Origin of the sequence: Acrocarpospora phusangensis (assembly GCF_016862995.1) — a bacterium.
Lineage (GTDB): Bacteria > Actinomycetota > Actinomycetes > Streptosporangiales > Streptosporangiaceae > Acrocarpospora > Acrocarpospora phusangensis.
In genome coordinates, this window is the sequence record NZ_BOOA01000053.1 from 23,143 (window position 1) to 46,274 (window position 23,132).

Annotated in this window: 25 protein-coding genes; 10 read left to right on the forward strand and 15 right to left on the reverse strand. The window is 71.6% G+C overall.

Annotated features, from left to right (window positions below):
* Positions 1-22 precede the first annotated feature (22 nt).
* Both Aph01nite_RS27825 and Aph01nite_RS27830 read left to right on the forward strand, forming a co-directional pair.
* On the forward strand, positions 23-1,453 hold the full coding sequence (locus Aph01nite_RS27825) for a S1C family serine protease (RefSeq protein ID WP_239162020.1): 1,431 nt from the start codon (positions 23-25) through the stop codon (positions 1,451-1,453).
* A 69-nt stretch (positions 1,454-1,522) separates the two neighbouring features.
* Positions 1,523-1,873 (forward strand): sec-independent translocase, encoded by a 351-nt coding sequence (locus Aph01nite_RS27830; protein ID WP_204043963.1) that lies wholly within the window; start codon positions 1,523-1,525, stop codon positions 1,871-1,873.
* Positions 1,874-1,924: 51 nt separating this feature from the next.
* Here the strand turns inward: Aph01nite_RS27830 and Aph01nite_RS27835 are convergent, their stop codons facing one another.
* Genes Aph01nite_RS27835 through Aph01nite_RS27845 form a run of 3 tightly spaced genes read right to left on the reverse strand, consistent with a single transcriptional unit; the run spans position 1,925 to position 4,744 of the window.
* Positions 1,925-3,064 carry an Mrp/NBP35 family ATP-binding protein gene (locus tag Aph01nite_RS27835; protein ID WP_204043964.1) on the reverse strand — a complete coding sequence of 380 codons (1,140 nt, stop codon included), beginning with the start codon at positions 3,062-3,064 and terminating at the stop codon, positions 1,925-1,927.
* A gap of 17 nt (positions 3,065-3,081) precedes the next feature.
* Positions 3,082-3,546 (reverse strand): DUF1003 domain-containing protein, encoded by a 465-nt coding sequence (locus tag Aph01nite_RS27840; RefSeq protein WP_204043965.1) that lies wholly within the window; start codon positions 3,544-3,546, stop codon positions 3,082-3,084.
* Positions 3,539-4,744 (reverse strand): magnesium transporter MgtE N-terminal domain-containing protein, encoded by a 1,206-nt coding sequence (locus Aph01nite_RS27845; protein ID WP_239162021.1) that lies wholly within the window; start codon positions 4,742-4,744, stop codon positions 3,539-3,541. The genes Aph01nite_RS27840 and Aph01nite_RS27845 overlap by 8 nt, the downstream gene beginning before the upstream one ends.
* 81 nt (positions 4,745-4,825) lie before the next feature.
* Here Aph01nite_RS27845 and Aph01nite_RS27850 point away from each other — a divergent pair, with 81 nt between their 5' ends.
* Positions 4,826-5,776 (forward strand): EamA family transporter, encoded by a 951-nt coding sequence (locus Aph01nite_RS27850; protein WP_204043966.1) that lies wholly within the window; start codon positions 4,826-4,828, stop codon positions 5,774-5,776.
* On the opposite strand, the gene Aph01nite_RS27855 is transcribed toward Aph01nite_RS27850, so the two are convergent.
* On the reverse strand, positions 5,753-6,124 hold the full coding sequence (locus tag Aph01nite_RS27855; RefSeq protein ID WP_239162023.1) for a hypothetical protein: 372 nt from the start codon (positions 6,122-6,124) through the stop codon (positions 5,753-5,755). The two genes, Aph01nite_RS27850 and Aph01nite_RS27855, sit on opposite strands and share 24 nt — an antisense overlap.
* Before the next feature lie 86 nt (positions 6,125-6,210).
* On the opposite strand from Aph01nite_RS27855, the gene Aph01nite_RS27860 reads away from it, so the two are divergent.
* Complete coding sequence (locus Aph01nite_RS27860) at positions 6,211-7,146, forward strand: HpcH/HpaI aldolase/citrate lyase family protein (protein WP_204043967.1); 936 nt, start codon at positions 6,211-6,213, stop codon at positions 7,144-7,146.
* A 61-nt stretch (positions 7,147-7,207) separates the two neighbouring features.
* On the opposite strand, the gene Aph01nite_RS27865 is transcribed toward Aph01nite_RS27860, so the two are convergent.
* Both Aph01nite_RS27865 and Aph01nite_RS27870 read right to left on the reverse strand, forming a co-directional pair.
* A complete protein-coding gene (locus Aph01nite_RS27865) occupies positions 7,208-7,768 on the reverse strand; it encodes a DUF6529 family protein (RefSeq protein WP_204043968.1) in 561 nt (186 codons plus the stop codon).
* A gap of 15 nt (positions 7,769-7,783) precedes the next feature.
* On the reverse strand, positions 7,784-8,488 hold the full coding sequence (locus Aph01nite_RS27870) for a hypothetical protein (RefSeq protein WP_204043969.1): 705 nt from the start codon (positions 8,486-8,488) through the stop codon (positions 7,784-7,786).
* A gap of 394 nt (positions 8,489-8,882) precedes the next feature.
* Between Aph01nite_RS27870 and Aph01nite_RS27875 the strand changes: the two genes are divergently transcribed.
* Both Aph01nite_RS27875 and Aph01nite_RS27880 read left to right on the forward strand, forming a co-directional pair.
* Positions 8,883-9,740 carry a CPBP family intramembrane glutamic endopeptidase gene (locus tag Aph01nite_RS27875; RefSeq protein WP_204043970.1) on the forward strand — a complete coding sequence of 286 codons (858 nt, stop codon included), beginning with the start codon at positions 8,883-8,885 and terminating at the stop codon, positions 9,738-9,740.
* Between the two features lie 99 nt (positions 9,741-9,839).
* Positions 9,840-12,857 (forward strand): beta propeller repeat protein, encoded by a 3,018-nt coding sequence (locus Aph01nite_RS27880; protein WP_204043971.1) that lies wholly within the window; start codon positions 9,840-9,842, stop codon positions 12,855-12,857.
* Here the strand turns inward: Aph01nite_RS27880 and Aph01nite_RS27885 are convergent.
* Positions 12,838-13,212, reverse strand: a complete 375-nt coding sequence (locus tag Aph01nite_RS27885) for an NUDIX hydrolase (protein ID WP_204043972.1) — start codon at positions 13,210-13,212, stop codon at positions 12,838-12,840. The two genes, Aph01nite_RS27880 and Aph01nite_RS27885, sit on opposite strands and share 20 nt — an antisense overlap.
* A gap of 67 nt (positions 13,213-13,279) precedes the next feature.
* On the opposite strand from Aph01nite_RS27885, the gene Aph01nite_RS27890 reads away from it, so the two are divergent.
* From Aph01nite_RS27890 to Aph01nite_RS27900, 3 genes are read left to right on the forward strand one after another with little or no spacing between them, the layout of a single operon-like run.
* Entirely contained in the window at positions 13,280-13,915 is a 636-nt protein-coding gene (locus Aph01nite_RS27890; RefSeq protein ID WP_307836809.1) for a DUF6758 family protein, read from the forward strand.
* Positions 13,916-13,968: 53 nt separating this feature from the next.
* Entirely contained in the window at positions 13,969-14,682 is a 714-nt protein-coding gene (locus Aph01nite_RS27895; RefSeq protein ID WP_204043973.1) for an MBL fold metallo-hydrolase, read from the forward strand.
* A gap of 23 nt (positions 14,683-14,705) precedes the next feature.
* Positions 14,706-15,587 carry a RecB family exonuclease gene (locus Aph01nite_RS27900; protein WP_204043974.1) on the forward strand — a complete coding sequence of 294 codons (882 nt, stop codon included), beginning with the start codon at positions 14,706-14,708 and terminating at the stop codon, positions 15,585-15,587.
* 8 nt (positions 15,588-15,595) lie between these two features.
* Here Aph01nite_RS27900 and Aph01nite_RS27905 read toward each other — a convergent pair whose 3' ends face one another.
* The 3 genes from Aph01nite_RS27905 to Aph01nite_RS27915 are packed head-to-tail and all read right to left on the reverse strand — an operon-like array spanning position 15,596 to position 18,800.
* Positions 15,596-16,471, reverse strand: a complete 876-nt coding sequence (locus tag Aph01nite_RS27905) for an alpha/beta fold hydrolase (protein WP_204043975.1) — start codon at positions 16,469-16,471, stop codon at positions 15,596-15,598.
* A gap of 57 nt (positions 16,472-16,528) precedes the next feature.
* Positions 16,529-16,912: a PLD nuclease N-terminal domain-containing protein gene (locus tag Aph01nite_RS27910; protein WP_204043976.1), complete on the reverse strand. Its 384-nt coding sequence runs from the start codon at positions 16,910-16,912 to the stop codon at positions 16,529-16,531.
* Positions 16,913-16,943: 31 nt separating this feature from the next.
* On the reverse strand, positions 16,944-18,800 hold the full coding sequence (locus Aph01nite_RS27915) for a DEAD/DEAH box helicase (protein WP_204043977.1): 1,857 nt from the start codon (positions 18,798-18,800) through the stop codon (positions 16,944-16,946).
* Positions 18,801-19,038: 238 nt separating this feature from the next.
* Between Aph01nite_RS27915 and Aph01nite_RS27920 the strand changes: the two genes are divergently transcribed.
* Positions 19,039-19,701: a ferritin-like fold-containing protein gene (locus Aph01nite_RS27920; protein ID WP_204043978.1), complete on the forward strand. Its 663-nt coding sequence runs from the start codon at positions 19,039-19,041 to the stop codon at positions 19,699-19,701.
* A gap of 303 nt (positions 19,702-20,004) precedes the next feature.
* On the opposite strand, the gene Aph01nite_RS27925 is transcribed toward Aph01nite_RS27920, so the two are convergent.
* The 5 genes from Aph01nite_RS27925 to ligD (Aph01nite_RS27945) all read right to left on the reverse strand — a co-directional run bounded on the left by Aph01nite_RS27925 (position 20,005) and on the right by ligD (Aph01nite_RS27945) (position 23,070).
* Positions 20,005-20,235 (reverse strand): DUF3107 domain-containing protein, encoded by a 231-nt coding sequence (locus Aph01nite_RS27925; RefSeq protein WP_204043979.1) that lies wholly within the window; start codon positions 20,233-20,235, stop codon positions 20,005-20,007.
* Between the two features lie 89 nt (positions 20,236-20,324).
* Complete coding sequence (locus Aph01nite_RS27930; RefSeq protein ID WP_239162026.1) at positions 20,325-20,969, reverse strand: TetR/AcrR family transcriptional regulator; 645 nt, start codon at positions 20,967-20,969, stop codon at positions 20,325-20,327.
* 77 nt (positions 20,970-21,046) lie between these two features.
* On the reverse strand, positions 21,047-21,220 hold the full coding sequence (locus tag Aph01nite_RS27935; protein ID WP_204043981.1) for a hypothetical protein: 174 nt from the start codon (positions 21,218-21,220) through the stop codon (positions 21,047-21,049).
* A 33-nt stretch (positions 21,221-21,253) separates the two neighbouring features.
* On the reverse strand, positions 21,254-22,132 hold the full coding sequence (ligD, locus tag Aph01nite_RS27940; RefSeq protein ID WP_239162027.1) for a non-homologous end-joining DNA ligase: 879 nt from the start codon (positions 22,130-22,132) through the stop codon (positions 21,254-21,256).
* On the reverse strand, positions 22,129-23,070 hold the full coding sequence (gene ligD, locus Aph01nite_RS27945; RefSeq protein ID WP_239162028.1) for a non-homologous end-joining DNA ligase: 942 nt from the start codon (positions 23,068-23,070) through the stop codon (positions 22,129-22,131). The genes ligD (Aph01nite_RS27940) and ligD (Aph01nite_RS27945) overlap by 4 nt, the downstream gene beginning before the upstream one ends.
* Positions 23,071-23,132: the final 62 nt, after the last annotated feature.

The window sequence follows — 23,132 nt, forward strand, 5'->3', positions numbered from 1 at the left end:
TCGCGTGGGAGTGAAAGCAACGATGACCGACGACACGCGTTCCTTCAACGCGTCGGACCGGCCTGAGTTCCTTCCGGCGGAAGGACCCCACCCGGGCTGGGGCAGCCCTGGCGGGCCCACCCCGCAGTACCGGCAGCCGGGCACGCCGTACCAGGCGAGCAGCCAGTACCAGGACCCCTACCGGGACACCTACGCCGACCAGTACGGCCAGGAGCAGTACACCCAGGACCCGTACGGCCAGCCCCAGGGCCCGCCCCCGCCCGTCAACGCGTACGGCATGGGCCCCACCTGGGCGCCGCCGCCGGGCCCGCAGCGCCAGGAGGCGCCGGAGGGCAACCGCCGTACCGGTGTGCTGGCCCTGCTGGCCGTGGTGATCGCGCTCATCGCGGGCGCGGCCGGCAGCTACGGCACCTACCTGCTGTCCGGGTCGGGCTCCGGCGTGGACCCCGACTACGCGATCCCGTCCGCGCCGGCCGGCACCACCGCCAGGCCGCCGGAGTCGGTCGCCGGAGTGGCCGCCAAGGTGCTGCCCAGCGTGGTCTCGCTGGAGGTGCGCGGCGGCAGCGAGTCGGGCACCGGCTCCGGCTTCCTGATCAGGGGCGGCTACATCGTCACCAACAACCACGTGGTGGCGGTGGCCTCCACCGGCGGCGAGATCCGGATCAAGTTCAGCAACCGCAGGTCCACCACGGCCAGGATCGTGGGCCGGGATCCCAACTCCGACATCGCGGTGGTGAAGCCGGAGGAGACCTTCGGCTCGCCCGAGGTGGCGCTGGGCAACTCCGACTCCATGGTGGTCGGCGACCCGGTCATCGCGATCGGCTCCCCGCTGGGGCTGACCGGCACGGTCACCACCGGCATCATCAGCTCGCTCAACCGGCCGGTGGAGGCGGGCGGCGAGAGCGGCCGGGACTCCGCGCTGATCAACGCCATCCAGACCGACGCCGCCATCAACCCCGGCAATTCGGGCGGCCCGCTGGTCAACGGCGCCGGCGAGGTGATAGGCGTCAACTCGGCCATCGCCACCCTGGGCGGCGGTTCCTCGCTGGGCGGGCAGACCGGCAGCATCGGCCTCGGCTTCGCCATTCCGGTCAACCAGGTGCGCAGGATCGCGGAGGAGCTGATCTCCACGGGCTCCGCCCGTACCTCCCGGATCGGGATCAGCATCGACCAGCAGTACCAGGGGCAGGGCGTGCGGATCGCGGCGCAGGCCGAGCGGGGGATCGAGCCGGTCACGCCGGACGGGCCCGCCGACAAGGCCGGGCTGCGGCCCGGGGACGTGATCCTGGAGGTGGACGGCCAGCCGGTGAGCGACAGCCGCGAGCTGATCGTGACCATCCGCAGCAAGGCCCCCGGCGACAAGGTCGTGTTCAAGTACCAGCGCGCGGGCGCCGATCGCACGACCACGGTGACGATCGGGGCCGCTCCGGCGCCGAGCGCGCAGCCTTCGTAGCGGACCGGCCGCGTGGGCATGCCGGTGGCGGCGTTAGTCTGAACCCATCGGTAGTGGAGGGAGATCGCCGTGTTCGGACTCGGCTGGCCGGAGATCGTGGCGTTGGTGGTGATCGCGCTGCTCGTCTTCGGTCCGGAGAAGCTGCCGCAGGCGGCCTCTCAGGCGGGGCGCACGCTGCGGCAGCTCCGGCAGATGGCCAACAACGCGCGCAGCGATCTGGAGGCGAACCTGGGGCCGGAGTTCAAGAACTTCGACCCGGCCGACCTGAACCCGAAGACGTTCGTCCGCAAGCACCTGCTGGAGGACGTGGAGAACGACTGGAAGGACGAGGCGGCCCCGCCGCCGCCCGAGCCGCCGGTCCCGGCCTACGCGGAGCTGAGCGTCGGCGAGATCCCGCCGTACGACAACGAGGCGACCTGAGAGCAAGAAGAAAGCCCGCCCGGGATCCGGGCGGGCTTTCTTGTGGGCGTCTCAGCGCTTGGTGGGGGTGAGGTCGAGCTTGCGGCCCTTGAGGCTGTTGGGCCGCTTGCTCAGGCCGGCCGCGATCCGGCGCAGCTCCACGGAGGCGGGCGCGTCGGGCTCGGTGAGCACGAGCGGCTTGCCCTCGTCGCCGCCCTCGCGCAGCCGGGTGTCGATCGGCACCTGGCCGAGCAGCGGCACCCGCGACCCGAGCGCCCGGGTCAGCGCGTCGGCCACGGTCTGGCCGCCGCCCTCGCCGAACACCGAGATGCGCTCGTCGCAGTGCGGGCAGGGCAGCCAGGACATGTTCTCGATGACGCCGGCCACCTGCTGGTGGGTCTGGGCGGCGATGGAGCCGGCCCGCTCGGCCACCTCGGCGGCGGCCTGCTGCGGCGTGGTGACGACCAGCAGCTCGGCGGTGGGCATGCGCTGCGCCACCGAGATGGCGATGTCGCCGGTGCCCGGGGGCAGGTCCATCAGCAGCACGTCCAGGTCGCCCCAGTAGACGTCGGCCAGGAACTGGTGCAGGGCCCGGTCCAGCATCGGGCCGCGCCACACCACGGCGCTGTTGCCCTCCGGCTTGAACATGCCCACCGAGATGACCTTGATGTCATGCGCCACCGGCGGCATGATCATGTCTTCCACCTTGGTGGGGCGCTCGCCCACGCCCAGCATGCGCGGCACGCTGTGGCCGTAGATGTCGGCGTCCAGCACGCCCACCTTGAGGCCGCTCGCCGACATGGCCGCGGCCAGGTTGACGGTCACCGAGGACTTGCCCACCCCGCCCTTGCCGCTGGCCACCGCGAAGACGCGGGTCAGCGAGCCGGGTTTGGCGAACGGGATCTCCTTCTCCGGGCCGCGGTCGCCGCGCAGCTTGGTCTGGAGGACCTTGCGCTGCTCGGTGCTCATCACGTCCATCTCGACGGCCACCCGGGAGACTCCGGAGATCGCGGCGACGGCCGCGGTGACGTCCCGGGTGATGGTGTCCCGCATGGGACAGCCGGCGACGGTCAGGTAGATGCCCACGCGCACCGCGCCATCGGGGGCGATGTCGATGCTCTTCACCATGTCGAGCTCGGTGATCGGTCGGCGGATCTCGGGGTCGTTGACCGTGGCCAGCGCGGCCGTCACCAGTTCAGGGGTCGGTGCCATACGTTCATGCTACGAACTCAGCGGCGATCCGACGAACCGAGCTGGTCCCCGAGCCGCTGGAGCTCGGCCCTGAGGTAGTCCCGGGTGGCCACCTCGCCCACCGCCACCCGCAGCCCGGCGATCTCCCGGGTCAGGTACTCGATCTCGGCCTGGTTCCGGTCGGCGGCCAGCCGGTCCTGCTCGTTCTGCACCCGGTCCCGGTCGGCCTGCCGGTTCTGCGCCAGCAGGATCAGCGGGGCCGCGTACGACGCCTGCAACGACAGCATGAGCGTCAGGAAGATGAACGGATAGGGGTCGAATTTCAGCGGCGTCAGCACGTTCCACGTCACCCACACCGCGATGAACCCGGTCATGTAGACCAGGAACCTGGCCGTGCCCAGGAACCGGGCGATGCGCTCGGACAGCCGCCCGAACGTCTCCGGGTCGTAGTGCGGCCGCAGCCGCAGCCGCAGGTCCCTGGGCTGGTCCAGCCGGTCAGTCATGCCGCTCCCGCCAGTCCTCGGGCAGCAGGTGGTCCAGCACGTCGTCCACGGTCACCGCGCCGAGCAGTCGCCCGATGCCGTCCACCACCGGGCTGGCGACGATGTTGTACGTGGCCAGGTACGACGCCACCTCGGGCAGCGTGAAGTCCGGCCTGATGGGGTCCAGCGAGAGGTCCACGAGGGCGCCGAGCAGCGTGGACGGCGGCTCCCGCAGCAGCCGCTGGAAGTGCACCAGGCCCAGGTAGCGGCCGGTGGGGGTCTCGGTCGGGGAGCGGGACACGAAGACCTGGGCGGCCACCGCCGGGGTCAGCTCCTGGTTGCGGACGTGCGCGAGGGCCTCGGCCACGGTGGCGCTGGGCGGCAGGATCACCGGCTCGGTGGTCATCATGCCGCCGGCGGTCTCCTCGGGGTAGTCGAGCAGCCGCCGTACGGGGTCGGCCTCTTCGGGGATCATCAGCTGGAGCAGGTTCTCGGCCTGTTCGGCGGGCAGGTCCTGGAGCAGGTCGGCGGCGTCGTCGGGGCCCATCTCGGCGAGCACGTCGGCGGCCCGCTCGGCGTCCAGGTTGCCGAGCACCACGACCTGGTCCCGGTCGGGCAGCTCCTCCAGCACGTCGGCGAGGCGGTCGTCGTCGAGGGCGGCGGCCACCTGGGCCATCCGCCGGTCGGGCAGCTCCTGGAGCAGGTTGGCCAGGTCGGCGGGGCGCATGGTCTCGAAGGCGGCGAGCAGGCCGGCCGCGCCCTGGTCGGGCTGGGTGGCCTCCAGGCCGGTCACCTGGTTCCAGTCGGCGATGACGGTCTGGCCGCGGCGGCGGGTGCCGTGCCGTACGGCGACCTTGGTGATCAGCCATTCCGGGGGGCGGTGCTCCATGGCCAGGTCGAGGACGGTGCCGGGTTCGCCGTCGTGGGCGACGTGGCGGTCCAGGAGTTCGCCGATGGCGAGGGTCTCGGACTGGCGCTGCTCGAAGCGGCGCAGGTTGAGGCGGCCGGTGAAGATGACCGCGCCGGTCTCCATGCTGATGATCCTGGTGATCGGCAGGAAGACGCGGCGGCGTGGCTGGACCTCGACCACGAAGCCGTGCACCCGGGGCGGGAGCGTGCCGCGCAGGGCGACCACGACGTCCCTGATCCGGCCGATGCGGTCGCCGGCCGGATCGAACACCGGGAGCCCCGCCAGCCGCGCCGCGAAGATCCGATCCACGCTCGAAGGTTATGGGGCTGCGCCCATCCTGCACGGTATGACAGGATCAATGCTATTAAACGGTAGTTACATGGATGGGTCATGAGCCGGTCAATTAGCCTGGGAATCGCGGTCGTGTCGGCTTTGTGCTTCGGATTTTCCGGGCCGATGGCCAAATATCTGGGAGCCGCCGGGCTCACCCCGATCGAGTCGGTCTGGGTCCGCATGGCGGGAGCCGGCCTGATCCTGCTCCTCGTCCTGGCCGTGGCCCGGCCGCGCGCCCTCCGCATCCCCCGCGACCAGCTGGGCTTCTTCGCGGCGTACGCGGTGATCGCGGTGGCCGGGGTGCAGGCGCTGTTCTTCCTGGCCATCACCCGGCTCCCGGTCGGCGTGACCCTGCTCATCGAGTACACGGCGCCGGTCCTGGTGGTGCTCTGGGTGCGTTTCGTCCGCCGCGTACGGCTCTCGCGGGCCGCCTACCTCGGCGCGCTGGTGGCCGTGGTCGGGCTCGGGGTGGTCGTGGAGGTCTGGCAGGGGCTGCGGCTGGACGCGCTCGGGCTGGGGCTGGCCCTGCTGGCGGCGGCCTGCTGCGCCGGATATTTCCTGATGAGCGATAACCTGCGCGTCGATCCGCTCGGGCTGGTGGCCTGGGGCATGATCGGCGCGGCCGTGGTGCTCGTGCCGGTCGCCCAGCCCTGGGGCATCCGGTGGGCCGCGTTCGGCGAGTCCGCCACCGTGGCCGGCTACACGCTGCCGGTGGCGGGGGCGGCGGCCTGCCTGATCCTGGTGGCCACCGTCGTCGCGTACGTGGCGGGGGTGACGGCGGTGCGGCGCCTGTCGGCCGCGGTGGGCGCCACCGTGGCCACCCTGGAGGTGATCAGCGCGGCCCTGCTCGCCTGGGTCCTGCTCGACGAGCATCTCGGCGTGGCGCAGCTGGCCGGCGGCGCGGTGGTGCTGCTGGGCGCGCTGCTCGCCCAGACGGCCACCGCCGCCCGGCAGGCCGTCCCGGTGTCCACGGACGAACCAGTACTAACCGGGGTTCAGGGGCGTTAGCCGTACGACCTGGGAGTGTTCCGCCCAGCGGGCGGTGAGGGCGGTGCTGTCGATGGCGTTGAGGCGCTCCTTTGCCAGCAGCGCCACCACCTCGGGGTGCTCGGCCTGGTCGAGCACCGCCACGGCGGCCGGGAAGCGCACGAGCTGTGCGCCGTTGTCCTTGCTGCGCAGGATGACCTCGATCTCCGGGCTGTCGGCCAGGCCCGGGAGTTCCTGCTCGCCGCCGCCCGTCACCACGTGGATCGCGCCGTCGTGCCAGACGTGCCAGGCGAGCCGGGTCCCGGACGGCAGCGCCAGCCAGAGCACACTGGACTTCTTCGCACCCTCTTCGATCAGCCGCAGGGTCATGTTCCTACCTTTTCAGACTTTCGCGTCTTCGTCCGGCCGATAAGCCGCAGCCGTTCGTGGCAGGGCGGCGGCGCTAGCGTGGGCGCATGCGCGCGCGACGATCCTGCCTGGCCGTGCCCGGCAGCAATCCCCGGTTCCTGGAGAAGGCTCAGACCCTGCCCGTCGACGAGGTCTTCCTCGACCTGGAGGACTCGGTCGCCCCGGTCGCCAAGGAGGGCGCCCGCCGGCTGGTGGCGGACGCGCTCAAGCAGGGGGACTGGAGCGGCAAGACCGTGGCCGTCCGGGTCAACGACCTGTCCACGCCGTGGACCTACCGCGACGTCATCGAGGTGGTGGAGGCGGCCGGCGACCGGCTGCACTGCGTGATGCTGCCCAAGGTCGAGGAGGCCGCCCAGGTGCGCTGGCTGGACCTGCTGCTGAGCCAGATCGAGCGGACGGTCGGCCTGCCGGAGGGCGGCATCGGGATCGAGGCGCAGATCGAGAGCGCGCGCGGCCTGGTCGCCGTGGACGAGATCGCCGCGTCGAGCCCCCGGCTGGAGACGCTGGTGTTCGGGCCCGCCGACTTCATGGCCTCCATCGGCATGCGCACCCTCGTGGTGGGGGAGCAGCCGCCCGGCTATCCGGACGGGGACGCCTACCACTACATCCTGATGCGCATCCTGATGGCGGCGCGGGCGCGGGATCTGCAGGCCATCGACGGTCCGTACCTGCAGATCAAGGATGTGGCGGGGTTCCGGCGGGCGGCCGGGCGGGCGGCGGCCCTGGGCTTCGACGGCAAGTGGGTGCTGCATCCGGGGCAGGTGGACGCGGCCAACGAGGTGTTCTCGCCCTCCCAGGCCGACTACGACCACGCCGAGCTGATCCTGGACGCGTACGAGTACTACACGACCGTGGAGGCACGAGGCGCGGTGATGCTGGGGGACGAGATGATCGACGAGGCGTCCCGGAAGATGGCCCTGGTCGTCTCCGCCAAGGGCCGGGCGGCCGGATTGACCCGTACGTCGGAGTTCCAGCGGCCGTAAGCCTGGGACTCCTGGGCGCTTCAGGGGCTGTGGGGTGGCCCCTGAAGCGGTCCCGGGGATTTCAGAACTGCACGCCGATCGTGGTGAAGAACCAGTACGACGAGGTCAGCCAGAGGCCGACCAGAAGGGTGAAGAGCAGCCCGCCGAGCACGGGAAGGGTCCAGCCCGGCACGCCGCGCTTCGGCAGCGACAGCATCTTCGTGGCGAAGACGCCGTAGAACAGGCACCCCAGGATCGAGTGGATCATGACCCGAGGCTCGTCGTAGCGGGCGCCCACCGCGTACAGGCAGTGGAAGGCCACCGGCACTGTCAGCAGGAACGCGATCCGCCCCGACCAGCGGTGGGTGGGTTCCACCCAGCCGCCCTCGAAGGGGAGTTTGCCCCACATCGCCATGGCCGTAACCACCTGGAGGATGGCCAGCAGTGCCGCGCCTGTGGTGAGCCACGCCTTCATGGCCAGCGGGCCGGAGAATCCGCCCGGTCCGACCGCGAAGCCGGTGGGGGGGTGCAGCTCGCCGTACACGCCGAGGGCGGTGGAGATGGCCCCGCCCACCAGGACGGGGATGATGAGCAGAGCGATGGCGGAGCGCCGATGGGGGGTGAATTGCTGTGTGTGGCTCATTTGTCGGGCTCGCTATCAGGGGTTGATGGTGTCGATGAAGGCGTCGGGCTCGGTCGGGGTCAGGGGGATCCCGTACCAGGTGACGACACCGCCGTCGAACGCGGCGGCGGCCTCACCCGCGCCGCTCTCGCCGATGGTGAGCCGGCCGACCGACTGGCCGCTCGGCAGTTTGATCCAGCCACCGACGATCCTGGCCCCCCGGACCTGGGCCGTCGCCCGGTAGAGACCGGACGGCTTCTTCACGACCGCGGCGTTGAACTGCCACGACTTGCCCTTGAACTCAACCCGGCCCTTCGCCTTGCCTCCGCCCAGGCTGGCGGTGATCAGGGCGTTCTTGCCTTCGAGGATGACTTCGTTGTTGGCGGCGGTGCCCTTCAGCCAGGCCTCGATGTGCCCGTCGCAGAAGTACGCCACGGCCTTGCCGTTCCTGATCGAGATGGCCACCAGGCCGCCGTTGCCCTGGACCACGCCGGCGTAGTCGACCTTCTTGGGGGTCGTGTCGACGGGTGCGGCCTCGGGGGCGTCGGTCTCCGCGGGGTTGGGGACCTCTTCTTCGGGGGTGGGGGCCTCCTCCTCGACCGGAGGGGCGGTTGACGCGGTATCGATGGGGGTCGCCGTGGCCTGCTCGACCGCTGGCGAGGCTTGGGCACTGGCGACGCCGAGGGCGACGGTGAGCACCGCGCCGACGGCCAAGGTATAGACAGGTCCTAACCGACTCATTGACATCTCCTGGGATAGTTCGTACCCCGCGAGTGAACTCTCTGCGGCCCCGTTCTGTCTGTGGACAAATGCGCAAAGTGGATCGCGACGAAATCGGCTCTGATTACGGAGAATGGGTCACATGACCGACCACGAGCCGCGCCCGGATCCGACGCCGCCACCTGCCCACCCTCCGACCTGGGCATCTGCCAATCCCGCACCGACTGACCCGTCGCCTCCTTGGGGTTCAGCAAGCATTTCGGACGCACCGCAATATCCGGCACAATATGCGGCGCAATCGGGTGAGTCAGGCTACCAGCCGCAGTACCCGCCAGGGGGCGGGTTCTCGACACACCCGCCTCAACAACCCCAGCCCTGGTCGATACCCACGCCCTCCGGGTTGCGCTTCGACCTCATGGCCCGGAACTCGGTCAACACCTGGTGGCGGCCGATCCTGGGCACCGGCTTCCTGATCATCGGGTTCCTGGTGAGCTCGCTGGTGCTCGGCCTGGTGGTCGGCCTGGTCGCCCGGATGGCCGGCGTCCCGATGGTCGCGGAGGGCTCCCGCGTCTTCACCGAGCCGCTGCTCGACGTGGCGTTCCAGTTGCTGGTGCTGGCGGCGGCCATCCCCGTGGTGATGGGCACGGTCTGGCTGATCCAGCGGCGGCGGCCGGGCACGGTCTCCTCGGTGGCCGGGCGGCTGCGCTGGCGGTGGCTGCTGGCCTGCGTGCCGCTCGGCCTGCTCGCCGTGGTCGTGGGCGAGGGCGCGCAGCAGCTGACCACGTTCCTGAGCGGCGAGGAGGTCAGCTACGAGTGGGGAGGGTGGGCGCCGTTCCTGGAGGCCATGGCCGTCATCCTGCTGCTGGTGCCGTTCCAGGCGGCGGCGGAGGAGTACGTCTTCCGCGGCTGGGTCATCCAGGCGTTCGGGGCGTACATGCGCAACCCGTGGCCGGCCTTCATCATCGGGTCCGCCGGGTTCGCCGCGCTGCACGGGTACACGGACTGGGGCATCGCGTACGTCTTCGGGTTCGGCATCCTGTCGGGCTGGCTGGCGGTGCGCACGGGCGGTCTGGAGGCGCCGATCGCGCTTCACGTGGTCAACAATGTGGTCGCGTTCGGGTTCAGCGCGGCCGATGGAAATTTGGACGGAGCCCTGGAACAGGGGTCGCTGCCCTGGCAGACAGTGGTCGGAACCATCGTTCAGTTCACGGCTTTCACCCTTCTCATCCTGACATTCGCGCGAAAATCCGCAGTTCAGACGGTGTCGCGATAAATCTGACTAGAGAAGAGGTGATCGCTCGGTGGAGAGGGGGTATCAGTCGAACGCGTCCACGATATGTCTGGAACGGTCCTGAAATAGGAGGTACCGGCAGTGTCCCCCCAAGACGAGGAGCCGGCGGAATCGCCCCCGGCGCTGCATCACTCGCCGCCGGGACCGTCCGCCGAGCCCGCGCCGGAGCGCCCGTTCCGGCCGGCGGGTTCTTCGCCGTGGATGCTGCCGCCGTTCGGCGCGCCCGTGCCCGAGGACGCGGCCGGTTCGGAGGACACGCGGGACGGCGACCTCGACGGCCTCGACGACACCGGCGAGCACACGTGGTCGCCCAACCCCAGGACCGGACGCCGCCCGTACGGTGACCCGCCCCGTGAGCCCGAGTTCCGTCACGGTCACCCGTACAGCCGGCCGGAGCCCCCCGATCCGGAGCCCAGGACCGGCAGGCCGCCGTACGGGGAGCAGCCTCGGCCGCAGCCCAGCTGGTCGTGGCAGGCCGAGGTCGATGAGGAGCAGCCGCAGCGGCCGCCCCGCCGCCTGGTGACCCGGCCGGACAAGCTGGTCGCCTCGGGGCCGCCGCCGACGGGCATCCGCCGCAGCCCGGAGATCCAGGCCGAACCCGAGGAGATCCCCCAGCCGGAGCGGGAACCCGCGCACCGGCTGCCGTACCGGCCGCCGCCGCTGGCCCCCGCGCCGCCGCCTCCGCCGCCACCCCCGCCGCCGCAGCGCATCGGCCGCCCGCCGGGTGGCCGCCCGGCCCGCCCGGACGTGCTGGTCTCGCTGGGGCCGCCGCGCGGGGGACGGCACCACCGGAGAGTCGCCAGGGCGCCCCGCCGCTCGTTCGCCTTACCCCTGCTGGTGCTCGTCTCGCTGATCGCCGTGGCGGCGGTCGGCGTGTTCGTGTACCAGTGGGCCGGCACGCCCACCGCCACCGGGATCACCCTCGCGGTCGGCGACGGCCAGTCCGGCGACTCGGCCTTCGCCGCCCCCGGCCAGCCGGGCAACGGCTCCCGCCAGCTGCTCACCTCGGTCGCCTCGGCGGGCTCCACCATCGTGGCCGTCGGCACCGACACCACCAGCGCGATCGCCCGGCCCCTGTTCATCGTCTCCGACAACGGCGGCAAGGACTGGCAGCTCGGCAACGTCATCGGCCCGCCCGGCTACGAACCGGTGCCCGGGTCGCCCGGCCGGGTCGCCGGCGGTTCCGGCCGCTGGCTCGCGGTGGGCACCGACGAGCCGGGACCCGAGGGCCGCGGCATGTGGACCTCCGCGGACGGCCGCACCTGGACGGCCGTGGACCCGGTACGGCTGAGCCCGTTCCTCGGCCAGGACCGCATCACCGACCTGGCCAGGACCGCCACCGGATTCGTCGCGGTCGGCACCACCGTGCTGCCGGACGGCACGCTCGGCGCGGTCGCCTGGGTCTCGCCGGACGGCCAGTCCTGGTCCCGGGTGGACAACGCCAGGATCGGCACCTCCGACAAGATCCGGGGCATCCAGTCCGTGATCGCCAAGGGCGACCAGGTGGTGGCGCTGGCCGATCCGGGCACGGGCACCGCCACCGTGATCCTGCGCTCCGACGACGGCGGCGCGACCTGGCTGCGGACCGCCACGGAGATCCCTGACATCCGCCCCGAGCCGGGCGCGCTGGCGGTCGGGAAGGGTGGCTTCGTGCTGGTCCCGACCGGCCAGCGGTTCGGCGGCGACGGCGTGCCCGTGCACTGCTCCCCGGACGGCGGTCAGTGGCGGGCGTGCGGCACCATCGGCCCGCTCAGCCCGCAGGGCACCGGCGTGCGCGGCCTGGCCTCCTCCTCCGCCGGGATCGCCGCGGTCGCCGAGTCGGCCTGGGAGGAGTACGTGGCCTTCCGCAGCGGCGACGGCAAGAAGTGGGCCAAGAGCACCGACCTCGGGCACATCCCCGGCACCCTGCGCGCGGTCACCATGACCGGGAGCGGCCTGCTGGTGGCGGGCGGCGACGCGCGCGGTCCCGGCGACGTGGAGAACCTGGCCGTGCTGATGACGGCGGAGAAGGGCAAGGCCGCCCGCGCCGTCCCGCTGGAGGCGGTGGCCGGGCTCAACCGGCTGGCCCGCAACACCGCCAGCGTGCTCGCCTCCGGCGGCGCGTTCGTGGCGGTCGGCTCGGCCAACGGCGACGCGGGCATCTGGACCAGCGGCAACAACGGCGCCAACTGGAAGGCCATCGAGTCGGAGTGGCTGGGCGGCCTCGGCCGGCAGGCCCTCACCGACGTGGCGCACGGCGAGAAGGGCTGGCTGGCGGTCGGCAGCACGATGGCCGACCCGGTCATCACCAAGCCGCTCCTGGTCACCTCGGCCGACGGCAGGGCGTGGCGGCAGGGCCCGGTGATCGACGTGCCGGAGGGGCATCTCTTCCTGGCTCCCCGTACGGTGGCGGCCGGCTCGCGGGGCTACGTCCTGGCCGGGGAGGACCAGACGGCCTCCGGCATCGTGCCCGCCCTGTGGTTCACCCCCGACCTCAAACGCTTCAACCGCATCGCCAAGCTGCCCGCGGGAGGCGCCGGGGTCCGCATCCACGACGTGGCGGCCACGCCGTCCGGGTTCATCGCGGTCGGCGGCTCCGGGCCGAACGAGCGCGAGTCCGGCGTCGTCTGGGTCTCCCCGGACGGGCTCAGCTGGACGGCGCAGCGCCGGGTGCTCCCCGAGGACGCCAGCTCCGCGGGCCTGCGGCACGTGGTGGCGCGCGAGGACCGCGTCGTCGCCGTCGGCACCGCGCTCACCGACGACGGCTCGCGCCCGTTCTCGGCGGTCTCCCTGGACGAGGGGGAGACCTGGGAGTACAGCTGGATGCCCGCCGAGGAGGCGGCCGTCGTGCTGGATCTGACCGCGGGCGAACGCGGCCTGGTCGCGGTCGGCTCGCACGGCCGTTCCAGCGAGGGCGACAGCTCGGTCTGGGCCTCCGCCGACGGCCTGGCCTGGCAGCGGCACGCCCTGGTGGAGGACGGCCTGGGCGGCGCGGGCGCGCAGTGGCTGGGCGCGGTCACCATCTCCGGTCAGCGGGTGATCGCCATCGGCCGCTCCACCACCGGCACCACCGACAACATCACCATCTGGCGCAGCACCCTCACCTCGGAAGACCGCTGAGCCCGCCGAGGAAGTCGAGCAGTCCCTCGGTGAGGGGCAGCCGCCCCAGTTCGTCCAGGGGCACCCAGCGCACGTCCGCCGCGTCGTCCCCGGCCCGCAGCAGCCCCCCGGCCGGGGTCGCGTAGTAGTCGTAGATCTCGTACGGCGGACGCGACACGCTCCCGGCCAGTTCTCCCGGCGTCACGTCCAGGCCGGTCTCCTCGCGGATCTCGCGGACGAGGGCCTCCGGATCGCTCTCCCCGGCCTCCACCCGCCCGCCGGGCAGCGACCACAGCCCTTCCCCCGGCGGACGCCCCCGTTTGACCAGCAGCAGCCGCCCGTCGGCGTCCAGAATCAGCGCCCCTACACATCGCATATGTCCAAGATTACGACTGGATAACGAGAAAACCCTTGACGTGGCCGCGCCGGGCGAAGCACCGTGGATGGTTGTGAGAGCCGCGCCCACCTGCCCGCGCTGCTTCGGCCCCGTCCAGGAGCCGAGCGCCTGGTCCAGCGCGTGGCGATGCCCCCGCCACGGCGACGTGCCCCCGTACGGCACGCGTCCGCCGTCGCCCGCGTCCCTGACCTCGATCCGGCAGTCCGCCACCGTGCCCGTCTGGCTGCCCTGGCCGCTGCCCGCCGGCTGGCTGGTGACCGGGTTCGGCGAGGCCGGCGACGAGCGCAGCGGCGTACGGGGAAGCGTCGTCGCCCTCTCCGGGCCTTCCATCACCCACGGTCCCGCCGACCTCCTCCTGGTCGCGGAGGAACCCGGCGTCGGACTCGGCGCCGCGTACGCGGGACTGCCGGGCCCCGACCCCGGCGAGGGCGTGGGCGCGGGCCCCCCGCACGCCAAGGTCAACGTGAACGGCCACCCCACCCCGCTCTGGTGCGTCCCCGACGTCCCTGGCGACCGCGCCGCGTACGCGGGGGAGGCGCTCGGCCGCTGGCTGTGGGCCATCGCCTGGCCGCCCGACGCCGGCTGGCTGCTGGTGCTCGCCCAACTGGCCCTGGCCGACTTCCGGGACGTCGAGTGGGATGTCCCGTTCGGCGCCCTCTCCCCACGGCTGGTGGCGGCGTGATGGATTTTCGCCCGAATCCCGCTCGCGGCCCCGGACCGGTAAGGTTCTGAGCCGTGACAGCGCGTATCGAGCGAGTGGTGACCGCCGGGGTCGTGGAGATCGACGACGCCGAGCACAAGGTGGAGAACAACACCTGGATCGTGGGTGACGACGACGAGGTCATCGTCATCGACCCGGCGCGGGACGCCGAGAAGATCCTGGAGCAGGTGGGCGAGCGCGAGATCCTCGCCGTCATCTGCACCCACGGCCTGCCCGACCATGTCGGCGCGGCCATCGAGGTGGCGGCCAAGGACGAGGCGGTGATCGCCCTCCACCCCAAGGACAAGCGCCTGTGGCGGCAGACCTGGGAGGACACCTGGCCGGACATCGACATGGAGGACGAGGGCCTGTTCGCCGTCGCCGACACCGAGCTTGAGGTCCTGATCACGCCCGGGGTGACCCCCGGCGGCGTGTCGCTGCTCTCGGAGTCGCTGGGCGTGGTCTTCACCGGCAAGACCCTGCTGGCCGACGGCCCCGGCAAGCTCGGCGGGGAGTACCCGTCGCTGGCCGACCAGCTGACCTCCATCGGCGAGCGGCTGTTCACCCTGCCGCACGAGACCAGGGTGCTGCCCGCCCAGGGCGAGGAGTCCACCATCGGCGACCTGGAGCCCCAGTTCGACCGCTGGCTCTCCGGCTCGCTGACCGGGACCCTGGAGGAGACGGAGCCGCCGCTGGCCGACGGCACCCACGCCTCCGGGATCAAGCTCAAGCTCGACGACGACGAGTAGTGGAGCAGCTCGGTCTGGAAGGCATGCCCCGCCGGCTGTACTCCTGCACGCCGTCGCGGCTCAACTCCTGGCTCGACTGCCGCCGCCGCTACCGGTTCGCGTACCTGGACCGGCCGGCGCCGCCGAAGGGCCCGCCGTGGGCGCACAACAGCGTCGGCGCCGCCGTGCACAACGCGCTGGCCGCGTGGTGGCGTGAGCCGTACGAGCGGCGTACGCCGATGACGGCGGCGATCCTGGTGAGCAACGGCTGGATCGCCGAGGGGTTCAGGGACGCGGAGCAGTCGCTGGCGTGGCGGGACCGGGCCCGCGAGATGGTGTCCGGATATGTCGCGTCATTGGATGCGGCGGACGAGCCGGTCGGCGTCGAGCGCACCGTCGCCACCCGGACCTCGGTCATCGCCCTGTCCGGGCGCATCGACCGGCTGGACCGGCGCGGCGACGAGCTGGTGGTGGTCGACTACAAGACCGGCCGCCGCGCGCCCGGACCCGACGAGGCCCGCTCCTCGCTGGCGCTGGCCGTCTACGCGATCGCCGCGTCCCGGGTGCTCCGGCGGCCCTGCCACCGGGTCGAGCTGCACCACCTGCCCACCGGCCAGGTCGCCGACTGGGAGCACACCGAGGAGTCGCTGGCCCGCCACCTGGGCCGGGCCGAGCAGATCGCCGAGGAGGCGTCCGCCGCCGACGAGGCCTACCGGGAGCGGCTGCCGAGCACCGGGCGGCGCACCCGCGCGGACCGGGAGGCCGAGGCTGCCCCGGTGCCGCCGGAGATCGACGCGCTCTTCCCGCCGTCGCCCGGCCCGATCTGCTCCTGGTGCGACTTCCGCCGCCATTGCCCGGAAGGCCAGGTCGCGGCGCCCGACAGAGCGCCGTGGGACGGCCTCGCGACCCCCGAACCGGCGCTCTAGCAGCGCTTTCAGCGGTGCAGTATCGCGCTCTCCGCCGCGTTCCAGAAGCGGGTGAGCGCGGCGGCCGTCGTCTCCGGCGCCTCCACGGCGGGCGAGTGCACCGCGCCGGGCACGACCACGCAGTCGCAGTCCAGCCGGTCGGCCATCTCGGCCTGCATGGCGGGGGGCCAGCCGTCGTCGCGCTCGCCGTACAGGACGAGGGTGGCCAGGCCGGTCTGGCAGAGTTCGTCGAGGCGGTCGGGGGCGTCCAGCACCGCGCGGCCCATCGCCAGCAGGCCGGTGAGGGAGTTGGCGAACAGCCGCCGCCGCAGGAAGTCGATGATGTCGTCGGGCACGCCGGCCCTGAGCGCCTCCGGTTCGAGGCGCTCGCTCCACATGCGCTCCACGCCGAGCGTCGGCAGCTCGGCCAGCATGGTCCGCCCGGCCCGCTCGCGCGGCCCGACGATCCCGCCGGGCCCCGAGCTCATCAGCGTGTACGACGCGAGCTTCGCGGTCCCGTCCAGCACGGTCTCCCTGGTCACCAGGCCGCCGAAGGAGTGGCCGAGCAGGTGCACCGGCTCGCCGTCGCCGACCAGGGACGTGATCACGTCAACATCGGCGCCGAGCGCCGCGCAGGTGTAGGCCGCCGGATCGTCGGGACCCGGGGACTCGAACTGCCCCCGCAGGTCGATCGCGAACACCCGCCGCCCGGCCTGGGCCAGTGTCTGCAGGATCGCGATGAAGTCCTCCTTGCTGCCCGTGTAGCCGGGGACCAGCAGCGCCGGCCACCGCTCGACGACGTCGGTCAGGGGCCGGGCTTCGAGCATGGCGAAGCTGCCCACCGGCGTTTCCAGCCGTTGAGCGGTCACACCCGGAGGCAAGGTTAGGAATCTCGGCGTACTCACGTGAAGCCACGATACTGAACAAGCCCGACAGAGACACCGGCGAGACTTTTTCGCCGGTTACTCTTCAGGAGCTGGTTCCGGTTTGGACGCATCCGGGCTCTCCGGATCCGCTTTGTCGCGGGCCGCCCTGCGCTGCTCCTCCGCCCGCTCCCTGAGCTTGCGGAGGAACTCCTCGTCGTCGTCCGGGCTGAGCGGCCGCCGCTCCCGCGGGGGCGACTGCTGGGATCGGGGACCCTGCGCCCGGGCCTGGCCCGTACGGCGCGGCCGGCCGGCGATGAGCCACAGCAGCGACCCCACGGTCGGCAGGATGATCACCACCGCCAGCCAGACCAGCTTCGGCATGTTCCGGTGCTGGCCGGCCGGTGTGGTGATCACGTCGAGCACGCAGTAGAGCCAGAGTCCGATCAGCAGCAGCACGACCACGCCGCGAATGATCACCATTGCCGGGGTACCTTTCCGTCCGGTCCGTCGATCAGCCGTTGCGGCGGGGTCGCGGCCGGTTGTTCTGCCTGCGCATGGCCTTCCGCTCGGTGGCCGCGGACGGCGCCGGAGCGTCGTCGTCGGTCGCCAGGTCGGGAGACTGGAACACCACCGCGAACGGGCTGGCCGGGATGATGCGCTCCGGCTCCTTCCGCGGCGGGACGGGGTCCTCCACGAAGGCCTCCACGGGTTCGAGCACGGGCTCGGGCTCGACGGCGGGGTGCTCGGCGGCGGGGTGCTCCACTGCCGTTTCGACCGTCTTGTCCGCCGTCTTGCGGGTCCGCGTCCTGCGCGCGGGCTTGCGCTCCTCGACGGCCTCGACCGCCGTCGCGGGCGGCTCCGGAGACGGCTCTGGTATCGCGGTGACCATGCTCTCGACCTCCCCGGCGGTCTCCCTGACAGTCTCCGCGGCGGCGATCCCCTCGGCTTCCGCGGTCTCCACGGACCGGCCGCTGCGGGTGCGGCGGCGCTCCCGGGTGCGGGCGGGGCGTTCCCGCCGCTCCCGCTCCTCGCCGCCCGAGCGGGACCGGCTGCGGGTGCGCCCGGTCTCGCCGAGATCCTCGATCTGCTCGGCCTCCAGCCCGGCCCTGGACCGGTTGGCCCGGGGCAGCACGCCCTTCGTGCCCTCCGGGATGTCCAGGTCGGTGAAGAACCACGGCGAGCTGGAGTAGGTCTCCAGGGGTTCGGCGAAGCTGAGGCCGAGGGCGTTGTTGATGACCTTCCAGCGGGTCATCTCGGTCCACTCGACGAAGGTCACCGCCACCCCGGTCCGCCCGGCCCGGCCGGTCCGCCCGATGCGGTGCACGTAGGTCTTGTCGTCCTGCGGGCAGTCGTAGTTGACCACGTGCGTCACGTCGTCGATGTCGATGCCGCGGGCCGCCACGTCGGTGGCCACCAGAACGTTGATCTTCCCGTTCCGGAACGCGCGCAGCGCCTGCTCCCGCTGCCCCTGCCCCAGATCCCCGTGTACGGCCGCCGCCGCGAACCCCTTCTCGCGCAGCTGCTCGAAGACCATGTCGCAGGCCCGCTTGGTCTCGCAGAAGACCATGGTGAGCCCGGTGGCGCGGCTCTGCAGCAGCCGGGCCAGCATCTCGATCTTGTCCATCCGGTGGGTCCGGTAGACGAACTGCGCCGTCTGCGGCGGCTGCTCCGGATCGGGCTCCTCGTGCTCGGCCCTGACCCGGATGGGCTGGCTCAGGTAGCGCCGCGACAGCGCCACGATCTCGCCCGGCATGGTCGCCGAGAACAGCATCGTCTGCCGCTCCGCCGGGACCAGCTTGATGATGCGCTCGATGTCGGGCAGGAAGCCCAGGTCCAGCATGCGGTCGGCCTCGTCCAGCACCAGCATGGCGATCTGGCCGAGGTCCACGTGCTTCTGCTTGATCAGGTCGAGCAGCCGCCCCGGCGTGCCGACGATGACGTCGACGCCGTTCTTGAGCGCCTCGATCTGCGGTTCGTACGCGCGGCCGCCGTACACGGTGAGAATGCGGGAGCCGAGCTTGCCGGCGGCGAGGACCAGGTCCTCGGTCACCTGCAGGGCCAGCTCGCGGGTGGGCACCAGCACCAGGCCCCGCGGTTTTTTGCGGTTCTTCCGCGGCTTCCCGACGAGCTGCAACATGGCGACGCCGAAGGCGTAGGTCTTGCCGGTGCCGGTACGGGCCTGGCCGATGACGTCCTGGCCGGCGAGCGCCAGCGGAAGCGCCATCTCCTGAATCGGGAACGGTGAAGTGATGCCCTCGGTCTCCAGGGCATCGGCGATCTCCGGGATCACTCCCAGGTCTCGGAACGTCGTCGTAATCGTCGCCTGCCTCAGTCGTTGGTCGAAGACGGCCTTCGGGACCTCCGGCATCTTGGCGCTCGTCGCATGTTCCGAGCAATCCCCGGGCCGGGTCCTCACGGAGGTGACGCCTTCGACGTCATCAGCGACCGCGGCATCCAAGATTTCTGGGGGTTCCGGGAACTTATACCCCGGATCAACACAGTGCGGTCGCACTTTCACAGAGCAGTCTACTCGATACCACAACCGTGAACCGATTTCCCCGTGTTCCGCATGTTTTTCGGGGAGACGGTGCCCCTACGCTGCTGCCATGACAGATTCTCCGCCCGGTGTCGTCGACCTCCTCGGCGTACTCGCGTATGCCGAGCTCACCGCCTTTCTGCGGATGGCCGAGGACGCCTCGCTCCTGGCGCCGACGCTGACCGACCGCGCCGCGCTCGGCGACGTGGCGGCGACCGAATACGGCCATTTCCGGCTCGTACGGGACCGCCTGGAATCCCTCGGAGCCGACCCGGAAGCGGCCATGGCCCCCTTCACCGAGGCCCTGGACGCCTGGCACGAGCAGACCCGCCCCGGCGACTGGTACGAGGCGCTCGTCAAGGCGTACGTGGGGACGGGCATCGCCGGGGACTTCTACCGGGAGGCGGCCAGGCACGTGGACGACTCCACCCGGGAGCTGGTGGACCGGGCGCTGGCCGACGAGGGCCGTTCGGTGTTCGCGGTCGAGCGGGTACGCCAGGCGCTGGCCGAGGACCCGCGGCTGAACGGCAGGCTGGCGCTGTGGGCGCGGCGGCTGGTGGGCGAGGCGCTCAGCCAGGCCTACCGGGTGGCGGCGGCCCGGCCGGACCTGGCCGTTCTCCTGGGCGACTCGGCGGACTCCGCGGACCTGGCCGGGATCGGCAAGATGTTCGCCCAGATCACCGAGGAGCACGGCAAACGCATGTCGGCGATCGGCCTCACCCCGGGCGCCTGAGAGCGCCTGTCCGCCAACCCGTGTGCCGTTCGTGGAGCGTGAAGGGTCCAAACGGTTGTACCGTGCGAGGCATGAGGGCCTCGCGCCGCTACGGCAGTTCCTTGACCAGATGTGGACCGAACCGCTGGGTTTCCCGCGCCGTGCTGAGAAGGGGGAGCACGGGCTGCCCGACCATCGGGCAACGGCGAGAACACGCCCCACATCCCCGCCGGAGGCCGCCGGGGTGTGATCTGAGGGATCGCTGACACCGCGTTCGGCGTGCCGGGGAGCTCAGGCCCGGCGCGCCGGAAGCGGGGGGAACGGCTAGAGGGTGCCGCCGAAGCCGACGGAACGGGTCTCGCCCTCGCCGATCTCGACGAACCCGAGGGCCGCCACGGGCACGATGTAGCGGTTGCCCTTGACGTCGGTGAGGGAGAAGACGCCACGGTCGGCGGCGAGGGCGTTGCGGAGTTCCTGCTCGACCTCCTCGGCGGTCTGCTCGGACTCCAGCACGATCTCGCGATGCACGGATCGCACGCCGATCTTGATTTCCATGGGGACCCCTTTCGACTGACCTCCATCGTGACCCGCGGGTCCGCGGCATGGGCGGGTGATCGCGGCGAGCGTAACGGTCAGCGCACGCCCTAGGACGTCTCCGGGGACACCTCTGGCGTGTGCCGGGGGAATCCGCTGATACCCCGCCAGGCCAGCCGGGCCATCAGCTGGGTGGCGGCCTCCTTGGGGATCGAGCCCTGCGCGGTCAGCCAGTAGCGCGCGCTCACCTCGGCCATGCCCACCAGGCCGACGCCGAGCAGGTGGGCCTCGTCGCTGGAGCAGCCGGTGTCCTCCTGGATGACCTGGGCGATGGCGTCGGCGCTCTCCCGCAGCGAGCGCTCCATGCGCTGCCGCACGGGCGCCACGTTCCGCAGGTCGGACTCGAAGACCAGCCGGAACGCCTCGCCCTGGCTGGAGATGAAGTCGAAGAACGCGCCGATGGCGGCCTGCACCCGCTGCTTGTTGTCCGGCGTGGCGGCCAGCGCCTCCTTGCAGCGGGTCACCATGTCGTCCACGTGCAGGTCCAGCAGGGCCAGGTAGAGCTCCAGCTTGCCCGGGAAGTGCTGGTAGAGGACCGGCTTGCTGACCCCGGCCCGCTCGGCGATCTCGTCCATCGCGGCCGCGTGGTAACCGTTCTCCACGAACACTTCCTGCGCCGCGCTGAGCAGCTGGCGGCGGCGGGCCAACCGGGGCAGCCGGGTGCCCCGGGGCTTGGCGTCCGGGGTAGCGGTCACGACGGTCTCCTTGAAGGGCTCTTGCGGGTCCCGCGCCTGGCGTTCACGGGGACTCATCCTACGCGCGGGTAACCAGGTCAGCGATAGTCGTCTTCGTCGTCCAGGCCGACCTCGCGGCCCTGCTCCGCGGCGTCCGCCGGGTCTGCTTCCAGGGAAATCTCCAGCGGCCAGGGGCCTTCGTCGGGGCGCAGCGTGCGACTCTGCTCGACCAGGTCGGCCTCGGCGGCGTCCAGCGAGTTCATCTCGGACACGGTGTCCTCCCGCGTTGTGGGCTTCCTCCCAGCCTACGGGAACAGGTCCCCGAACTCGGCGACCCGCGCCAGCACGTCGGGCCCGGTGAACACGAGCTGATCTGCGCTTTCGCAGTCCTCGACCTCCTCCCAGGAAAGCGGGGCCGACACGGTGGGCTGGGCGTTGGCGCGCAGCGAGTACGCGGCCACGGTGGTCTTGGCCGGATTGTTCTGGCTCCAGTCGATGAAGACCTTGCCCGGCCGCAGCCGTTTGCTCATCACGCTGGTCACCAGGTCGTGCCCGGCGTCCAGGAGACGGGCCAGCTCCTTGGCGTACGGGGAGGTGGCGCGGTCGGGGTCGGGCCAGGGCACGTGCAGCTGCATGCCCTTGTTGCCGCTGGTCTTGGGGTAGCAGGCGTGGCCGTCCGCGGCGAGCGCGTCGCGCAGCAGCACCGCCACCCGGCAGCACTCCACGATCGTGGCCCCGGGGCCCGGGTCCAGGTCGAAGACGAGGATGTCCGGCGGCAGCGCCGCGCCCTCCGCGGAGACCCGCCACATCGGCACGTGGATCTCCAGCGCGGCCAGGTTGGCGTAGTAGACCAGGGTGGGCAGGTCGTCGACGACGGCGAACTCGATGCTCTCCCGGTCCTTGGTGCTCCCCGGCACGGGCAGGGTGACCCGGCGGATCCAGGGCGGCGTGTGCCTGGGCGCGTTCTTCTCGAAGAAGAAGGGTCCCGTCACGCCGTTCGGGTAGCGCTTGACCGTGAGCGGGCGCCCGCGCAGGTGCGGCAGCATCGCCGGCGCGATCCGGGAGTAGTAGTCGATCACCTCCGCTTTGGTGAAGCCGGCCTCCGGGTAGAGCACCTTGTCCAGGTTGGTGAGCACGAGCTGCTTGCCGTCCACGACCACGGGGACCTTCGCGGGAACCTTCACAGCCGGACCTCCGCGGGGATTCTGCCGGGGCGCAGGCCGCGCCAGGCCGGGTGGCGGAGCCGGCGCTCCTCGGTCCACATGGTGAAGGTGACCTCGCCGACCAGCTCGGGCCGGACCCAGTGCGCGTTCCTGGCGATCTCCCGCGGCAGCGGCTGCGAGTACGGGCTGCGCGGCACCTCCAGCGCGCGCAGCACCCGGTACAGCTCGTCCAGCATGGCGTCGCTGAAGCCGGTGCCCACGTGGCCGACGAAGACGAACTCCGAGCCCCCGCCGGGCAGGTCGGCGTACATGCCGAGGAGGAGTGAGCCGACGCCGCCCTCGCGGCGGCCCTTGCCGGGCCGCCAGCCGCCGACCACCGCCTCGGTCTCGCGCAGGTTCTTCACCTTGATCCACCACGGAGTGCGCAGCCCCGGCCGGTACGGAGAGTCCAGCCGTTTGGCCACCACGCCCTCCAGCCCCTGCTCCTGGGTCGCCGCCACCACGTCCGGATCACAGGGGAAGTTGGGCGGCACGACCAGGCCGGGCAGTCCTTCCAGCAGGCGCCGGCGGGCGGAGTAGGGGAGGTGAACGAGGCTCTCGCCGTCCAGGTGGAGGAGGTCGAAGGGCATGTAGCGGACCGGGACCCGGGTGAGCAGCCCGTGCGCGGCCGGGTCGGTGATGTGCATGCGGCGCTGGAGCAGTTCGAAGCTGGGCCGCCCGAGGGCGTCCAGCGCGACCACCTCGCCGTCCAGGATCACCTCGTGCCCCGGCACCCGCAGCGCTGAAATTTCGGGATACCGGGAGGTGAAATCGGTGCCCTTGCGGCCGGTGATCCGGATCGTCTGATCGATGTAGACGATCGCGCGGATGCCGTCCCACTTCACTTCCAGGGCGTAGTTCGCCGCGTCCACCGGCAGGTTTCCGGGGACGGCGAGCATGGGTTCGACCGGATATGGCATTGCCACAGTGGGTATCTGCCCATTAGGTAAGTCCCTTGAATCCCGATATAGCGGTATTCGAA